This window comes from Frankia sp. CcI49 (genome assembly GCF_001983215.1).
GTDB lineage: Bacteria > Actinomycetota > Actinomycetes > Frankiales > Frankiaceae > Parafrankia > Parafrankia irregularis.
Genome location: NZ_MOWP01000017.1, coordinates 235287 through 252189, shown reverse-complemented (window position 1 = coordinate 252189; position 16903 = coordinate 235287). Strand labels below are relative to the sequence as shown.

General features: G+C 68.6%; 12 protein-coding genes and 3 tRNA genes. 14 read left to right on the top strand and 1 reads right to left on the bottom strand.

Annotated elements, in window-relative coordinates:
* Nucleotides 1–27: 27 nt before the first annotated feature.
* The 5 genes from CcI49_RS16475 (at nt 28) to CcI49_RS16455 (ending at nt 1711) form a co-directional block, all read left to right on the top strand.
* Nucleotides 28–100, top strand: a tRNA-Thr gene (locus tag CcI49_RS16475).
* Nucleotides 101–194: 94 nt separating this feature from the next.
* Nucleotides 195–271, top strand: a tRNA-Met gene (locus CcI49_RS16470).
* A 126-nt stretch (nt 272–397) separates the two neighbouring features.
* Complete coding sequence (gene rpmG / locus CcI49_RS16465; protein ID WP_226931056.1) at nt 398–529, top strand: 50S ribosomal protein L33; 132 nt, start codon at nt 398–400, stop codon at nt 527–529.
* Between the two features lie 268 nt (nt 530–797).
* A complete protein-coding gene (locus CcI49_RS16460) occupies nt 798–1253 on the top strand; it encodes a MaoC family dehydratase N-terminal domain-containing protein (RefSeq protein WP_006539113.1) in 456 nt (151 codons plus the stop codon).
* Between the two features lie 20 nt (nt 1254–1273).
* Nucleotides 1274–1711, top strand: coding sequence for a MaoC/PaaZ C-terminal domain-containing protein (locus tag CcI49_RS16455; protein WP_054570656.1), 438 nt, complete (start codon nt 1274–1276; stop codon nt 1709–1711).
* Nucleotides 1712–1887: 176 nt separating this feature from the next.
* Here the strand turns inward: CcI49_RS16455 and CcI49_RS16450 are convergent, their stop codons facing one another.
* Complete coding sequence (locus CcI49_RS16450; protein ID WP_006539115.1) at nt 1888–3087, bottom strand: pyridoxal phosphate-dependent aminotransferase; 1200 nt, start codon at nt 3085–3087, stop codon at nt 1888–1890.
* 175 nt (nt 3088–3262) lie between these two features.
* Here CcI49_RS16450 and CcI49_RS16445 point away from each other — a divergent pair.
* The 9 genes from CcI49_RS16445 to CcI49_RS16405 all read left to right on the top strand — a co-directional run bounded on the left by CcI49_RS16445 (nt 3263) and on the right by CcI49_RS16405 (nt 16801).
* A tRNA-Trp gene (locus CcI49_RS16445) sits at nt 3263–3335 on the top strand.
* Nucleotides 3336–3367: 32 nt separating this feature from the next.
* Entirely contained in the window at nt 3368–3631 is a 264-nt protein-coding gene (gene secE, locus CcI49_RS16440; RefSeq protein WP_006539116.1) for a preprotein translocase subunit SecE, read from the top strand.
* A gap of 238 nt (nt 3632–3869) precedes the next feature.
* Entirely contained in the window at nt 3870–4670 is an 801-nt protein-coding gene (nusG, locus tag CcI49_RS16435) for a transcription termination/antitermination protein NusG (RefSeq protein ID WP_054570418.1), read from the top strand.
* A gap of 35 nt (nt 4671–4705) precedes the next feature.
* Complete coding sequence (rplK, locus tag CcI49_RS16430) at nt 4706–5140, top strand: 50S ribosomal protein L11 (RefSeq protein WP_054570419.1); 435 nt, start codon at nt 4706–4708, stop codon at nt 5138–5140.
* Between the two features lie 208 nt (nt 5141–5348).
* Nucleotides 5349–6062: a 50S ribosomal protein L1 gene (gene rplA / locus CcI49_RS16425; RefSeq protein ID WP_054570420.1), complete on the top strand. Its 714-nt coding sequence runs from the start codon at nt 5349–5351 to the stop codon at nt 6060–6062.
* 414 nt (nt 6063–6476) lie between these two features.
* Entirely contained in the window at nt 6477–7040 is a 564-nt protein-coding gene (gene rplJ, locus CcI49_RS16420) for a 50S ribosomal protein L10 (RefSeq protein WP_054570421.1), read from the top strand.
* Between the two features lie 96 nt (nt 7041–7136).
* A complete protein-coding gene (gene rplL / locus CcI49_RS16415) occupies nt 7137–7529 on the top strand; it encodes a 50S ribosomal protein L7/L12 (protein ID WP_054570422.1) in 393 nt (130 codons plus the stop codon).
* A 1820-nt stretch (nt 7530–9349) separates the two neighbouring features.
* Nucleotides 9350–12775 carry a DNA-directed RNA polymerase subunit beta gene (rpoB, locus tag CcI49_RS16410; RefSeq protein WP_054570423.1) on the top strand — a complete coding sequence of 1142 codons (3426 nt, stop codon included), beginning with the start codon at nt 9350–9352 and terminating at the stop codon, nt 12773–12775.
* Nucleotides 12776–12910: 135 nt separating this feature from the next.
* Nucleotides 12911–16801, top strand: coding sequence for a DNA-directed RNA polymerase subunit beta' (locus tag CcI49_RS16405; RefSeq protein ID WP_076827559.1), 3891 nt, complete (start codon nt 12911–12913; stop codon nt 16799–16801).
* Nucleotides 16802–16903: the final 102 nt, after the last annotated feature.

The window sequence follows — 16903 nt, the reverse complement described above, 5'->3', positions numbered from 1 at the left end:
GTCGTGTAACGTGAGTCCCGCGAACACGCCCCTTTAGCTCAGTCGGCAGAGCGTCTCCATGGTAAGGAGAAGGTCTACGGTTCGATTCCGTAAAGGGGCTCAGGCGGTCCGGTGCCGGGTGGGATCGTGATCGGCAGTAAGTGGTACGTCCGCTTATACTGTCTTCGGGTCTTCGCCCGGCGGTGATCCGTCCTGGCGGTGTAGCTCAGTCTGGCAGAGCAAGCGGCTCATAATCGCTGTGTCGCCGGTTCAAGTCCGGCCACCGCTACCATCGGGTCGCGGCGCACCGTGTAACCCCCAGGGGGTCTGGTGAGTCGCGACCCCTTGGCTTGTAAGCATTCGAGACAGGAAGAGGCCTCTCGCCGTGGCTGCCACCGACGTTCGTCCGAAGATCACAATGGCGTGTCAGGTGTGCAAGCACCGCAACTACATCACGCGCAAGAACCGGCGGAACGACCCCGACCGTCTCGAGCTGCGCAAGTTCTGCCCGAACTGCCGCACGCACACGGAGCACCGCGAGACCCGCTGACCGATCGAGGTCACACTCTCGCGGCAGGCGGTGGATCGCGTCGCCGTTCCCGGCACTGGCGGCTTTTCAGCTTCCGCCGGTGACCGTCAGAGATGTTTGCCCGGGCGGGTCCGAAATCTCTCGGACCCGCCCGGGTTCTTTGCTGTTCTGGCCTCTGTCCAGGCTGGCACGACGCCGCGCCCGGTAGGGTCCTGAACCGGTCGGATGGACCGGCGTGGCCCGATCCGATCCCGCCGACGTCGGGCCCTCGTCGAGATCGGAGCGTGCTGTGCCGTTGAACCAGGACTTCGTCGGTCGTAGCTACACGTCCGAGGTGCCCTTCCAGGTGGGCCGTGAGCACATCCGCCAGTTCGCCCGTGCGATCGGCGACGACAATCCGCTGTACCACGACGTGGCGGCGGCGAAGGCAGCCGGTCACGCCGATCTGCTCGCGCCGCCGACGTTCCTGGTCACCACCATTCCGGGAAGCCTCGGCCTGCCGACCGACGATCCGGCGCTGGGGCTGGACTACTCGCTCGTCGTGCACGGCGAGCAGAGATTCACCTTCCACCGGCCGTTGGTGGCCGGCGACGAGCTGGTCGTGCGGTCGACGCTGGCCTCCATTCGGCCGGTCGGGCGCAACGAGGTGCTCGTCACGGCGTACGACTTCCTGACGACGAGCGGCGAGCTCGTCGCCGAGGGGACCTGCAGTCTGGTGTCCCGCGGCACGGCTCCGCCGCGGTGAACGACCGATCGGAGCTGTGGATGCCTTCCACCGTCAGCACTGTCAGCTATGACGAGGTTGCCGTGGGCACCGAGATCGGTGACCGGATCTTCACCCTGCGCCGGTCCGATCTGGTGCGGTACGCCGGTGCCTCGGGAGACTTCAACCCCATCCACTGGAACGAGCGGGTGGCCCAGGAGGCGGGGCTGCCGGGGGTGCTCGCGCACGGCATGCTGACGATGGCCACCGCGGGTCGTCTGGTCACCGACTGGGCCGGTGATCCGGGGGCGGTGCTCGAGTACGGTGTGAAGTTTTCCTCACCGATTGTGGTGCCTGACGACGACGAGGGCGCCCAGGTCTCGGTCCAGGGCGTTGTCGAGAAGAAGCTGGACGGTGGCCGCGTCGTGGTGAACCTCACAGTTCGCCACCAGGGTGCCAAGGTCCTCATGGCCGCGCGGGCGACGGTCCAGCTTTCCTGAGCGGTGGCCGGGCCCCGTCGGCGGGTCGGGCAGCCCGCAGGCGAGTGGGAGCGGCGGCCAGCTCAGGGGCCGGCTGTGAGGCCGTGAGACGGCTGTGAGGCCACGAGACGGGCACGGGCCCCGCGGCGGCTCGCCGCGGGGCCCGTGCTGGGAACTCGGAGTGCTTCGGGAGCCGCTCAGGCCGCCTCGGCCAGCAGCGCCGCGAGCCGCCGGACACCCTCGACCAGGTCGTTGTCCCCGAGGGCGTAGGACAGCCTGGCGAAGTTCGGGGTGCCGAAGGCCTCGCCGGGGACGATCGCGACGCCGGCCTCCTCCAGGATGAGCTGGCACAGGTCGCCGGAGGTGGTCGGGGTCTTCCCCCGCAGGGTGCGGCCGATCACGCCCTCCAGTGACGGGTAGGCGTAGAAGGCGCCGTCCGGGAGCGGGCACTGCACGCCCGGGATCTGGACGAGCATCTCGTGCATGGTCTTGCGGCGGCGGTCGAACGCCGTCCGCATCTCGTAGACGGCGTCGAGGGGACCCGCGACGGCCGCGAGCGCCGCGGCCTGCGCGACGTTGCAGACGTTCGACGTGGCGTGGGACTGCATGTTGGTGGCTGCCTTGATGATGTCGAGCGGGGCGATCATCCAGCCGACCCGCCAACCGGTCATCGCGTAGGTCTTGGCCACACCGTTGACGACGATCCACCGGTCGCCGAGCTCCGGTGCCTCGACGGGCATCGAGGAGAAGCGCGCGTCGCCGTAGACGAGGTGCTCGTAGATCTCGTCGCTGATCACGTAGATGCCGGCCTCGGCTGCCCAACGGCCGATGGCGCGGACTTCCTCCGGCGTGTGGACGGCGCCGGTCGGGTTCGACGGCGAGCAGAACAGGAGAACCTTGGTGCGGGGGGTCCGGGCGGCCTCGAGCTGCTCGACGGTCACCCGATAACCGGCGTCAGGGCCGGTCACGACATCGACGGGGACACCGCCGGCGAGTCGGATCGCCTCGGGATAGGTCGTCCAGTAGGGCGCCGGCAGGAGGACCTCGTCGCCGGGGTCGAGCAGGGTCGCGAACGACTGGTAGACGGCCTGCTTGCCGCCGTTGGTGATGAGGACCTGACTCGGCTCGATGACCAGGTTGGAATCCCGCCTGGTCTTCTCCGCGACGGCCTCACGCAGGTCCGGCAGGCCCGCGGCCGGGGTGTAGCGGTGCATGGCCGGTGCGCGGCACGCCTTCTCCGCGGCGGCGACGATGTGCTCGGGCGTGGGAAAATCGGGCTCGCCGGCACCGAAGCCGATCACGTCCCTGCCCGCGGCGCGCATCGCCTTGGCGGTCGCGTCGACGGCTAGGGTCGCGGAGGGCGCGATGCCTGCGATGCGGTGGGAGATCCTGCTCATGGGTCGCCATGCTGCCACGGGGGAGCGGTCTGGGGCCGGCCCGTCCGGCCCGTCCTGGGGCGACTAGCGGACGTCCAAGAGCACCGTGTGGCGAGCTTCTGGGCGATGACGGGGTATGCTCGATCCGCTCGGTCTGTCGGGCCCGCTTGCGGGCCCAAAAGTTCGAGTACGTCTAAGGGGCGTGGCTCAATTGGTAGAGCACCGGTCTCCAAAACCGGCGGTTGCAGGTTCGAGTCCTGTCGCCCCTGCGTTGGACCGACGAACGAGTGGGTGGAGCTGAGTGGCGACCGATACGCGTGACGCGGCACCGCGGGCCGGCCGGTCCGCGCGGGCTGACCGTCGTCGGTCGCCGTTCTCGATTGTCCGCAGGATTCGTCAGTTCGTCCGCGAGGTCATCGGGGAGCTCCGCAAGGTCGTCTACCCGGGGCGTAGCGAGCTGGTCACCTACGTGATCGTCGTGCTCGTCTTCGTCACGGTGATGACGGCCTTCGTTGCTGGCCTTGACTTCGGCCTGACGAAGGCGGTCCTCGCGGTCTTCGGCTGATACCGAGGCCGCGTCGGGCTCCGAGCCGGGCTGACCGATGGTCGGCGTGGCCCAGTGCCTGGCCTGGCCGGTTCCGGCCTGATCCGGTTCGCCCCGTCGCGTCGTGCGCGGGTTGAGGTGCCGGCCACAGGCGGGCACCGCGGGCGGGTCCAGTCCAGAAGGGCCGTTCGGCGGGTGACGGCCGTCAGCGACAGAACCACCCACCAGTGCATCCGTCCACGAGAAAAGGATCGGCCGCGTGTCCCAGTCTCCCGAGCACGCTTCCTCCGAGCAGGGGGAGGCGCTCGAACGCCTCGACCCCGTCGCGGCGTTCGAGCGCGACGAGGTCGCGAGCACGGATGCCGCGGCCGAACCCGACGTGGACGACGCCGAGTCGGTAGACCAGGCCGAGTCGGCCGACCAGGCGGAGGCGGACGTGCCCTCGGCGGCGGAGACGGCCCCGGCCGCCGAGGCCGAGCCGGCGGAGGACGACGCCGACGACCTGCTCCGTGCGCTGGAGGAGGCGCCGGGCGAGTGGTACGTCGTGCACTCCTACGCGGGTTACGAGAACAAGGTCAAGGCCAATCTCGAGACCCGGATCTCCAGCCTCAACATGGAGGACTACATCTTCCAGATCGAGGTGCCCACCGAGGAGGTCCCGGTGGTCAAGAACGGCAAGCGCCAGCTCGTCCTGCAGAAGAAGTACCCCGGCTACATCTACGTCCGGATGGATCTCACCGACCAGTCCTGGTCGGCGGTCCGGAACACGCCGGGTGTGACCGGGTTCGTGGGCCTCACGAACCGGCCTTCGCCGCTGCGCCGCGAAGAGGTGGTCGCCATCCTCGCGCCGGTCGCGCCGAAGGAGAAGAAGGTCGAGACGGTCAAGGCCCAGGAGTTCGAGGTCGGGGAGTCCGTCACGGTCATGGACGGCCCGTTCGCCACCCTGCCTGCCACCATCAGCGAGATCAACCTCGACGCGCAGCGCCTCAAGGTGCTTGTCTCCATCTTCGGTCGGGAGACGCCGGTCGAGCTCCAGTTCAACCAGGTCGCGAAGATCTGATCCGCTCCGTAGAACTCCGGTAGGAAGACGAACAGATGCCTCCCAAGAAGAAGAAGATCACTGCGCTGATCAAGCTCCAGATCAACGCCGGCAAGGCGACCCCGGCCCCGCCGGTCGGCCCGGCCCTCGGCCAGCACGGCGTGAACATCATGGAGTTCTGCAAGCAGTACAACGCGGCCACCGAGTCGCAGGCCGGCAACGTCGTGCCGGTCGAGATCACGGTGTACGACGACCGTTCCTTCACCTTCGTCACCAAGACCCCGCCGGCCGCGCGGCTGATCCTCAAGGCCGCCGGTGTCGACAAGGGCAGCGGCACGCCGCACCGGGTCAAGGTCGCGAAGCTGACGCCGGCCCAGGTCCGTGAGATCGCCCAGACGAAGCTGCCCGACCTGAACGCGAACAGCCTCGAGGCGGCAGAGAAGATCATCGCGGGCACCGCTCGGTCGATGGGTATCACCGTCGGCGAGTGAGCCCCTTCCGTGGTCGCCGTGTGACCACGGAGCTCTACGACCACGGGCGCTGCACAACCACGAACACTGCACGACCACGAACGCGACGCCGCGACGACTCCGTCACGGCGAGTCATGTGGGAGGGCCTGTTCCGTTCCGACCCTGTCCGGGATCACGCCGGGCCCGGTGTCGGGTGGCCAGGACCCGCCAACACCACAGGGAGAGCACATGAAGCGCAGCAAGGCGTACCGCGCCGCGGCTGAGAAGATCGACCGGGCCGCTCTCTACAGCCCGCTCGAGGCCGCGAAGCTGGCCCGCGAGACGTCCTCCACGAAGTACGACGCGACCGTCGAGGTCGCGATCCGTCTCGGTGTGGACCCGCGCAAGGCGGACCAGATGGTCCGCGGCACGGTCAACCTGCCGCACGGCACCGGGAAGTCGCCGCGGGTCGCCGTCTTCGCCGCCGGTGAGAAGGCCGCCGAGGCCACCGCCGCCGGTGCGGATGTCGTCGGCAGCGACGACCTGGTCGCGCGGATCCAGGAGGGCTTCCTCGACTTCGACGCCACGGTCGCCACGCCGGACCAGATGGCGAAGGTCGGCCGGATCGCCCGTATCCTCGGCCCGCGTGGCCTGATGCCCAACCCGAAGACCGGGACGGTCACCCTAGACGTGGCCAAGGTCGTCGGTGACATCAAGGGCGGTAAGATCAACTTCCGGGTCGACAAGCAGGGCAACCTGCACATCGTCATCGGCAAGGTGAGCTTCTCGGAGGCGCAGCTCATCGAGAACTACGGCGTGGCGCTGGACGAGATCGTCCGGGTCAAGCCGTCCGCGGCGAAGGGCCGTTACCTCAAGAAGATCACCTTCGCGACGACGATGGGCCCCGGTATCCCGGTGGACCCGAACCGGACCCGCAACCTCCTGGAGGAGACCCCGGTCTGACCGGGCGTCGCAGACGTCGCGCGTCGACATCGCGCGCGGGCGTCGCGCGCGGACTCCGAAGGGGCACGCACCGTTTTTCGGGCGTGCCCCTTCGTTCGTTCCTGCGCCGATGCCTGCTACCATTGCGAACAGTTCCACACCGAAGACCGCTGGTCGTTCTTCAGCTGTCAGGGTTCCGGTTGTCGCGGGATCCAGGCACTGGAGGCCGAAGGCTCGGATTTCCGAGCGGCCCGCGCAGGTGGCGAACGGGAAGTCGTAACGAAGACCGTCAGGTTCGCTGGTCGTCCACTCCGATGGGCCGCCAGCCTCCCGGGCACAGTCGGATGTTCTTGACGCCCCCGCGCCTCGCTGCGCCGGGGCGTTCGTTGTTTCCAGGGCTTGTCGGCATGGCCGGCCGACACCTGAAGGAGCCCGATGGCGAACTCGGAGAAGACCGCCGCCGTGGCGGAGATCGCCGAGGAGTTCCGTGGTTCGACCGCCGCGGTGCTGACCGAGTATCGCGGCCTCACGGTGAGCCAGCTCACCGAGCTGCGTCGCACCCTCGGCGAGACCACTCGTTACGCGGTGGTCAAGAACACCCTCACCAAGATCGCGGCAGAGCAGGCCGGGGTCTCCGGCCTCGATGACCTGCTCGTCGGCCCGACCGCCGTGGCCTTCGTCGGGGGCGACCCCGTCGAGGCGGCGAAGGGGCTGCGGGACTTCGCCCGCGCCAACCCGGCCCTGATCGTCAAGGGCGGGTTCGTCGAGGGCAAGGCGATGACCGCGGACGAGATCCGCAAGCTCGCCGACCTGGAATCCCGCGAGGTGCTGCTCGCCAAGCTGGCCGGGGCGATGAACGGCTCCCTGGCGAAGGCGGTCGGCCTGTTCGCGGCTCCGCTGTCCCAGGTCGCCCGCCTCGCCGAGGCGCTGCGCGCGCAGCGCGAGGCGACGGCCGGCGCCGAGCCGGCCGCGGCCGAGGCAGCTGCCACCGACGCCTGAGCGATCCCCGCTCACCACGGACCATCCCCCGCACGAAGGCCCGGCTGACCGGGCGCCGGATCACCTGATCGGCATTACCAGGAAGGAACCGCCACCATGGCGAAGCTTTCGACCACCGAGCTTCTCGACGCCTTCAAGGAGATGACTCTCCTCGAGCTCTCCGAGTTCGTGAAGGAGTTCGAGGACACCTTCGGCGTGACCGCTGCCGCTCCGGTCGCCGTCGCGGCCGCGCCGGCTGCCGGTGGCGGCGGCGGCGAGGCTGCCGCGGCCGAGGAGCAGGACGAGTTCGACGTGATCCTCGAGGCCGTCGGCGACAAGAAGATCCAGGTCATCAAGGAGGTCCGCGCGCTCACCAGCCTGGGCCTCAAGGAGGCCAAGGACCTCGTCGACGGCGCGCCGAAGCCCGTCCTCGAGAAGGTTGCCAAGGAGGCCGCTGAGAAGGCCAAGGCGGCTCTCGAGGGCGCTGGCGCCACGGTCACCGTCAAGTAGTTCGCCGGGTGCCGCCAGCGGCACCTGTGGAATCTGAAGCCCCGTCCTGGACTTCTCCAGGGCGGGGCTTCGCCGCGTCCGGTGGTGTGTCTGTGCGGCTGCGGGTCGCCGGCCGGGGGCCGGCGTCGTTCCGGCGACCAGTCGATCGCGGAATCGCGCCAGTCAAGATCGGTACGCGGGCGGACGCGGCTGCTGTCGCCACGGGCAGGCGGCAGCCGCAGTGGCGGCCCGAAGCGTTGAGGATTCTGGTCGTTCGCGAGCCTGTCGCAGGCTGGCGCCCATCAAGATCGCTAATCGGTGGGCGGAAAGGTTCGCGCTCCTCGAACGCGGCCGGACCTCCGAGTGCCAGGTAGCCCGGCAGGCCCGGTCCTGGTAGGCCCGGTCCTGGTAGGCCCGGTTTGGCGGGTCGCAGGAGTGAACGGTTCTGGTCGTTCCGACGACCAAGATTCTTCCTTCTTGCGGGTCACCAGGCAGCCCTGCGCCCCTTCTGCGCCTCATGAGGTGAATTGCCGATGCTGTGCGGGAGGCGCGGGATCCTCGATGGGTGCCCGTGCGGGCGGAGGTTCGCGTTCCATCGGCGCGGTTCCGCCAGGCCCACGCCGGTAACTCGGATCCGCCGCATCTCAGGATTCTGCTACAGGCTCTCTCGCGGCCAGGATCCTCAAGTCCTGGCCGACGGCAGTGGCCGCGGCGGCGGCAGTAGCGGCAGCTCGAAGAGCCGAGGATCGCCGTCCTGGCGACCGCGATCCTCAGGCCGTACTTGGTCGCAGCGGCGACGCCGACTGGTGGCGGGCGTCAGACGGGCGCCATCGGTGGTAAGACCTATGTGCTGTCCGTCGGTCGGGGCCGGTGCGCAGCGTGACGAGGTGCGGGGGGCTGGCGGCCTGCGGGCGGCCGGGCCGGGAGGCGGACCGCCTGCTCGAATCGCCGTCTTCATGCATGAATGGCCTTTTCACGACGCATGTCCGTATGCGGCGGGCGGGCTCTCGGCGGCGGGCTGACCCCGCCTCCGGGGCCGGCCTCGGCCGGAACTGCCAGTCAGCGCGGGCCCTTGCCCGAGACGATGTTGGCTTCGGGCCCTTGACGAGCTCCCGGGCAACGGAGTTCCATCGTTTTGCGAACCTTCGTCGGGAAGCGGCGCGTGACTTGATCATGTCTCGTCCTTGCCAGCAGTGAAGCCCTCGGCTACACTGCTAGTTTGCGCTGTCTTTCTCGTTACATCGGGCTCGTCGGTAACACGTTCGACATCGGGATCCGGCCCCATCGGGTGATCGGGTTCGCGCTGCGGAGCGGTCCGCGGCTCTCTGGCCCAGTGGCCGAGGGCTCGCCGCCTCAGCGGGTTCGGGTGACGCGAGAGCGGCGTGGCCGTGCCTCGTTCGCGAGCACGGCGGCCCGGCTGTCCGCAACGAGACCCGAACGAGACTTCTCGCCCTTGCACCGACACACCGATCCGAGACCGCCGCGCCGGCGGCGCCTGGGCATTCCAGCGCCTGCCGACCAGACCCGCGGCGGCTTTGTCGTGCCCGGAGCCCTCGCTGGCCCGGATGCCCCGTGGACCTCTGCCCCGGCTGCTCCGCTCGATCCACTCGGCCGGTTCGGCCCGACCGCCCCGTTCGCGCAGGCGTCCGCGGGGGCGGGCATTGCCCGACGGACTGTCGTATCGGCGAAGGAGCCTCTCTCTCGGGATCGTCGCATTGCCGGGGCACCCCCCGCCGATGTTCCGCATAACCGTAGCGAGACACTGATCACCTGACCACCCCCAAACGGATCCTTGACATCCGCGACGCCAGCCCCACGATCAGGCCACCGGAAGGACCACCTTGGCCGCCTCGCGTTCCGCCTCCCGCATCTCGTTCGCCAAGATCATCGAGCCTCTCGAGGTCCCGGATCTTCTCGCCCTGCAGACGCAGTCGTTCGATTGGCTGATCGGTAACGACGCCTGGGCRGAGCGGGTCCAGGAGAGCATCGACGCCGGTAAGGACGACGTTCCCATCACCTCCGGGCTCGAGGAGGTCTTCGAGGAGATCTCCCCGATCGAGGACTTCTCCGGCTCGATGTCCCTGTCCTTCCGGGATCACAGGTTCGAGCCTCCCAAGTACTCCGTCGAGGAGTGCAAGGACAAGGACATGACGTTCTCGGCGCCGTTGTTCGTCACCGCCGAGTTCACCAACAACACCACTGGCGAGATCAAGAGCCAGACGGTGTTCATGGGCGATTTCCCGCTCATGACGCCGAAGGGCACGTTCGTCATCAACGGCACCGAGCGCGTGGTGGTCAGCCAGCTCGTCCGTTCCCCGGGCGTCTACTTCGAGAAGGCGATCGACAAGGCGTCCGACAAGGACCTTTTCTCCTGCAAGATCATCCCCTCGCGGGGGGCCTGGCTCGAGTTCGAGATCGACAAGCGGGACACCGTCGGCGTGCGCATCGACCGCAAGCGCCGCCAGTCGGTCACCGTGCTGCTCAAGGCGCTGGGCTGGGACGAGGCGCGCATCCTGGAGCGGTTCGGCGAGTTCCCGTCGATGCGGGTGACGCTGGAGAAGGACCACACCTCCAGCCAGGACGACGCGCTGCTCGACATCTACCGGAAGCTGCGCCCGGGCGAGCCGCCGACGCGGGAGTCGGCGCAGACCCTGCTGGAGAACCTCTTCTTCAACCCGAAGCGCTACGACCTGGCCAAGGTCGGTCGCTACAAGGTCAACAAGAAGCTGGAGCTCGAGGTCGCGTACGACGTCGGCGTCCTCACCGAGGACGACGTCGTCCGCACGATCGAGTACATCGTCAAGCTGCACGCGGGCCAGGAGCCGGACACCTACGAGGTCGACGACATCGACCACTTCGGTAACCGGCGTCTGCGCACCGTCGGCGAGCTCATCCAGAACCAGGTCCGCCTGGGCCTCGCCCGGATGGAGCGCGTCGTGCGCGAGCGCATGACGACCCAGGACGTCGAGGCGATCACGCCGCAGACCCTGATCAACATCCGGCCGGTCGTCGCCTCCATCAAGGAGTTCTTCGGCACCAGCCAGCTGTCCCAGTTCATGGACCAGACCAACCCGCTGGCCGGCCTGACCCACAAGCGCCGTCTGTCGGCGCTGGGCCCCGGCGGTCTGTCCCGGGAGCGGGCCGGCTTCGAGGTCCGTGACGTGCACCCCAGCCACTACGGCCGGATGTGCCCGATCGAGACGCCGGAAGGCCCGAACATCGGTCTGATCGGCTCGCTGTCGACGTTCGCGCGGGTCAACCCGTTCGGCTTCGTCGAGACCCCGTACCGCAAGGTGGAGAACGGCCGGGTCACCGGCCAGATCGACTACCTGACCGCGGACGAGGAGGACCGGCACGTCAAGGCGCAGGCGAACACCCCGCTGAACGCGGACGGCTCGTTCGCCGAGGAGCGCGTCCTGGTCCGCCGTAAGGGCGGTGAGGTCGAGTTCATCCCGCCGGACGAGGTCGACTACATGGACGTCTCGCCGCGCCAGATGGTGTCGGTGGCGACGGCCATGATCCCGTTCCTCGAGCACGACGACGCCAACCGCGCCCTGATGGGCTCGAACATGCAGCGCCAGTCGGTTCCGCTGCTGCGTTCGGAGTCCCCGCTGGTCGGGACCGGCATGGAGGCCCGCGCGGCCAAGGACGCCGGTGACGTCGTCGTCTGCGCGCAGTCCGGTGTGGTCGAGGACCTGTCGGCCGACTACATCACCGTCATGCACGACGACGGCACCCGGCGCACCTACCGGCTGGCGAAGTTCCGCCGGTCGAACCAGGGCACCTGCATCAACCAGAAGCCGATCGTCTTCGAGGGGGACCGGGTCGAGGCCGGCCAGGTCATCGCGGACGGTCCGTGCACCGACAACGGCGAGATGGCGCTGGGCAAGAACCTGCTCGTCGCCTTCATGCCGTGGGAGGGGCACAACTACGAGGACGCGATCATCCTCTCCCAGCGCCTCGTCCAGGACGACGTCCTCTCCTCGATCCACATCGAGGAGCACGAGGTCGACGCCCGGGACACCAAGCTGGGCCCGGAGGAGATCACCCGGGACATCCCGAACGTGGCCGAGGAGGTCCTGGCGGACCTCGACGAGCGCGGCATCATCCGGATCGGTGCCGAGGTCTCGCCCGGTGACGTGCTGGTCGGCAAGGTCACCCCGAAGGGTGAGACCGAGCTGACCCCGGAGGAGCGCCTGCTGCGCGCGATCTTCGGTGAGAAGGCGCGGGAGGTCCGTGACACCTCGCTGAAGGTGCCGCACGGCGAGTCCGGCAAGGTCATCGGCGTCCGCGTGTTCTCCCGGGAGGACGGCGACGAGCTGCCGCCGGGTGTGAACGAGCTGGTCCGCGTCTACGTGGCCCAGAAGCGGAAGATCACCGATGGTGACAAGCTCGCCGGCCGCCACGGCAACAAGGGTGTCATCGCCAAGATCCTGCCCGTCGAGGACATGCCCTTCCTCTCCGACGGCACCGCGGTCGACGTCGTCCTGAACCCGCACGGCGTGCCGCGGCGTATGAACATCGGCCAGATCCTGGAGACCCACCTCGGGTGGGTGGCCAAGACCGGGTGGCAGGTCGACTCCGGCTCCGAGGACTGGAAGGAGCGCCTGCGCGGTATCGGCGCCGACGCCGCCCCGCCCGGAACGAACGTGGCGACGCCGGTCTTCGACGGCGCCCGCGAGGAGGAGATCACCGGCCTGCTCGACGCCACCCTGCCGAACCGGGACGGTACGCAGCTCATCGGCTCCTCGGGCAAGGCCGAGCTGTTCGACGGCCGCACGGGGGAGCCCTACCCGTACCCGGTGGCGGTCGGCTACATCTACATCCTCAAGCTCCTGCACCTGGTCGACGACAAGATCCACGCCCGGTCGACCGGCCCCTACTCGATGATCACGCAGCAGCCGCTCGGTGGTAAGGCGCAGTTCGGTGGCCAGCGGTTCGGCGAGATGGAGGTGTGGGCGTTGGAGGCGTACGGCGCCGCCTACGCCCTGCAGGAGCTGCTGACGATCAAGTCCGACGACGTCGTGGGCCGCGTCAAGGTCTACGAGGCCATCGTCAAGGGCGAGAACATCCCGGAACCCGGTATCCCGGAGTCGTTCAAGGTCCTCATCAAGGAGATGCAGTCGCTGTGCCTCAACGTCGAGGTGCTGTCCAGCGACGGTGTCTCGATCGAGATGCGGGACACCGACGAGGACGTCTTCCGCGCGGCGGAGGAGCTCGGTATCGATCTGTCGCGGCGTGAGCCGAGCAGCGTCGAGGAGGTCTGACGTGACGGGGGGCCTGGTCTAGCCAGGCCAGGCCCCCGACCCCGTCCACTCGTGCCACCCGGCGCGGCACCCACCGGTGCCTGACCGGGGGCCCCGGCAGCGTCCCGACTGAGAAAGAGAGAGCAGGCGACAGTCTTGCTGGACGTCAACTTCTTCGACGAGCTGCGCATCGGTCTGGCCACCGCGGACGACATCCGCCAGTGGTCGTTCGGTGAGGTCAAGAAGCCGGAGACGATCAACTACCGCACCCTCAAGCCGGAGAAGGACGGGCTCTTCTGCGAGAAGATCTTCGGTCCGACCCGGGACTGGGAGTGCTACTGCGGGAAGTACAAGCGGGTCCGGTTCAAGGGCATCATCTGTGAGCGCTGTGGCGTCGAGGTAACCCGCGCCAAGGTGCGTCGTGAGCGGATGGGCCACATCGAGCTCGCCGCCCCGGTGACCCACATCTGGTACTTCAAGGGTGTGCCGAGCCGTCTCGGCTACCTGCTGGACCTGGCGCCGAAGGACCTGGAAAAGGTCATCTACTTCGCCGCCTACATGATCACCAAGGTCGACGCCGACGGTCGGCACCGCGACCTGCCGACTCTCGAGGCCCGTATCGGCGTCGAGAAGCAGCAGCTCGAGGACAAGAAGAACGCCGACGTCGAGACCCGCCAGCGCAAGCTGGAGGAGGACCTCGCGCAGCTGGAGGCCGAAGGGGCCAAGGGCGACGCGCGCCGCAAGGTCCGCGAGTCGGCCGAGCGCGAGATGCGCCAGATCCGGGACCGTTCGCAGCGCAAGATCGACGACCTCGAGCGGGTCTTCGAGCGCTTCAAGAACATGAAGGTCCAGGACCTGGAACCGGACGAGCTGCTCTACCGCGAGCTGCGCGACCGGTTCGGCCAGTACTTCGAGGGCGGCATGGGCGCCGAGGCGCTGCAGCGCCGGCTCTCCGAGTTCGACCTGGCCTCCGAGGCGGAGTCGCTGCGCGAGACCATCCGCAGCGGCAAGGGGCAGAAGAAGGCCCGCGCGCTCAAGCGGCTCAAGGTCGTGTCGGCGTTCCTCAACACCCGCAACTCCCCGATGGGGATGGTGCTGGACTGCGTCCCGGTCATCCCGCCGGACCTGCGCCCGATGGTGCAGCTCGACGGTGGCCGGTTCGCGACGTCCGACCTGAACGACCTGTACCGCCGGGTCATCAACCGGAACAACCGGCTGAAGCGGCTGCTCGACCTCGGCGCGCCCGAGATCATCGTCAACAACGAGAAGCGGATGCTGCAGGAGGCCGTCGACGCGCTGTTCGACAACGGCCGCCGCGGCCGGCCCGTCACCGGGCCCGGCAACCGTCCGCTCAAGTCGCTGTCCGACATGCTCAAGGGCAAGCAGGGCCGGTTCCGCCAGAACCTGCTCGGCAAGCGGGTCGACTACTCCGGCCGTTCGGTCATCGTCGTCGGCCCGCAGCTGAAGCTGCACCAGTGCGGCCTGCCCAAGCAGATGGCGCTGGAGCTGTTCAAGCCGTTCGTGATGAAGCGGCTGGTCGACCTCAACCACGCGCAGAACATCAAGTCGGCGAAGCGCATGGTCGAGCGGGCCCGCCCCGTCGTGTGGGACGTGCTCGAAGAGGTCATCACCGAGCACCCCGTGCTGCTCAACCGGGCGCCGAYCCTGCACCGGCTCGGCATCCAGGCGTTCGAGCCGCAGCTGGTCGAGGGCAAGGCGATCCAGATCCACCCGCTGGTCTGCACCGCCTTCAACGCCGACTTCGACGGTGACCAGATGGCGGTGCACCTGCCGCTGTCCGCCGAGGCGCAGGCCGAGGCGCGGATCCTGATGCTGTCGAGCAACAACATCCTGTCGCCGGCGTCGGGACGTCCGCTGGCCATGCCCAGCCTCGACATGGTCACCGGGGTGTTCCACCTGTCCCGGATGGCTGACGGCGCGCTCGGCGAGGGCCGGTACTTCTCCGGCGTGGCCGAGGCGCAGATGGCCTTCGACGCGCGTGAGATCCAGCTGCAGGCCCGCATCCAGGTGCGGCTGCGGGAGAGCACGCCGCCGACCGACTGGGTGCCGCCGGCGGACTGGTTGCCGGGTGACCCGTTCACCCTGGAGACCACGTTCGGGCGCTGCCTGCTCAACGAGGCGCTGCCGGAGGGCTACCCCTTCATCAACGCCCAGCTGAACAAGAAGGCACAGGCCGCGATCGTCAACGACCTGGCCGAGCGGTACCCGAAGATCCAGGTGGCGGCGACGCTGGACGCCCTCAAGAGCGCCGGCTTCTACTGGGCCACCCGGTCCGGTGTGACGGTCGCGATCGAGGACGTCATCGCCCCGCCGAACAAGGGCGAGATCCTCGACGAGTACGAGCAGCGGGCCGACCGGGTGCAGAAGCAGTTCGACCGCGGTTTCCTCTCCGACGAGGAGCGCCGCAGCGAGCTGGTCCAGATCTGGACCGAGGCGACGAACAAGATCGCCGAGGCCATGGAGGCGAACTTCCCGGAGACCAACCCGGTCTACACGCTGGTCAACTCCGGGGCCGCCGGAAACATGATGCAGATCCGGCAGCTCGCCGGCATGCGTGGCCTGGTCTCCAACCCCAAGGGTGAGATCATCCCGCGGCCGATCAAGGCGAACTTCCGCGAAGGCCTCACCGTGCTCGAGTACTTCATCTCGACGCACGGTGCCCGTAAGGGTCTCGCGGACACCGCCCTGCGGACCGCCGACTCCGGCTACCTGACCCGTCGTCTGGTCGACGTCAGCCAGGACGTCATCGTGCGCGATGACGACTGTGGCACCGAGCGTGGCATCCTCACCCGGATCGCGCGCAAGGGCCCGGACGGAACGCTGGTGCGCGACCGTTACGCGGAGACCTCCGCGTACGCCCGCACGCTGGCCTCCGACGCCGTCGACGCCCAGGGCGAGGTCGTCGTCCCGGCCGGGGCCGACGCGGGTGACGTGGTCATCGGCCAGATCATCGAGGCCGGCATCGAGACGGTGCGGGTGCGCTCGGCGCTCACCTGCGAGTCGCGGATGGGCGTCTGCGCGCAGTGCTACGGCCGCTCGCTGGCCACCGGCAAGCTGGTGGACGTCGGTGAGGCCGTCGGTATCGTCGCGGCCCAGTCGATCGGTGAGCCGGGTACGCAGCTGACGATGCGTACCTTCCACTCGGGTGGTGTCGCCGGTGACGACATCACCCAGGGTCTGCCCCGAGTCGTCGAGCTGTTCGAGGCCCGTAGCCCCAAGGGCAAGGCCCCGATCAGCGAGGTGGTCGGCCGGGTAAAGATCGAGGAGACGGAGAAGACCTTCAAGGTCGTCATCGTCCCCGACGACGGCAGCGAGGAGATCGCCTACCCGGTGTCCCGCCGCTCCCGGCTGCGGGTGCGGGAGGGCGAGCGGGTCGATGTCGGCGCCCAGCTCATCGACGGTGCCGTCGACCCGCACGAGGTGCTGCGCATCCTCGGCCCGCGCCAGGTGCAGCTGCACCTGGTCGACCAGGTGCAGGAGGTGTACCGGTCGCAGGGTGTGTCGATCCACGACAAGCACATCGAGATCATCATCCGCCAGATGCTCAAGCGGGTGAACGTGCTGGAGTCGGGGGAGACCGCGCTGCTGCCCGGCGAGCTCGTCGAGCGGGCCCGGTTCGAGAGCGAGAACCGCCGCGTGGTGGAGACCGGCGGTCAGCCGGCCTCGGCCCGTCCGGTGCTCATGGGTATCACCAAGGCGTCGCTGGCCACCGAGTCGTGGCTGTCGGCGGCCTCCTTCCAGGAGACCACCCGGGTGCTCACCGACGCGGCGATCAACGCCCGTTCGGACTCGTTGGTCGGCCTCAAGGAGAACGTCATCATCGGAAAGCTCATCCCGGCGGGTACCGGTATCTCCCGGTACCGCAACATCCGGGTGGAGCCGACCGACGAGGCGCGTGCGGCGATGTACTCCGTCAGCGGCTACGACGACGGCGGCTCGGTCGAGTACGGCGCGTTCGGTGCCGGCTCCGGCCAGGCCGTCCCGCTGGACGAGTTCGACTACCGCAGCTCCGGCGACTACCGCTGATCCGCTCCGGGCGGGCCGACCAGCCCGCCCGGCCGGTGTGACGGCGGCCCGGCCCGGCAGGCCCACATCAGGTGGGCCTGCCGGGCTTTTCGCGTTCCTGGG

What these genes read in the sequence shown, in the direction of transcription:
- rpmG (WP_226931056.1), top strand. Translation starts at nt 398, where the DNA reads ATGGCGTGTCAGGTGTGCAAGCACCGCAACTACATCACGCGCAAGAAC.
- CcI49_RS16450 (WP_006539115.1), bottom strand. Translation starts at nt 3,087, where the DNA reads ATGAGCAGGATCTCCCACCGCATCGCAGGCATCGCGCCCTCCGCGACC.
- rplK (WP_054570419.1), top strand. Translation starts at nt 4,706, where the DNA reads ATGCCTCCCAAGAAGAAGAAGATCACTGCGCTGATCAAGCTCCAGATC.
- CcI49_RS16455 (WP_054570656.1), top strand. Translation starts at nt 1,274, where the DNA reads ATGCCTTCCACCGTCAGCACTGTCAGCTATGACGAGGTTGCCGTGGGC.
- rplA (WP_054570420.1), top strand. Translation starts at nt 5,349, where the DNA reads ATGAAGCGCAGCAAGGCGTACCGCGCCGCGGCTGAGAAGATCGACCGG.
- rplJ (WP_054570421.1), top strand. Translation starts at nt 6,477, where the DNA reads ATGGCGAACTCGGAGAAGACCGCCGCCGTGGCGGAGATCGCCGAGGAG.
- rplL (WP_054570422.1), top strand. Translation starts at nt 7,137, where the DNA reads ATGGCGAAGCTTTCGACCACCGAGCTTCTCGACGCCTTCAAGGAGATG.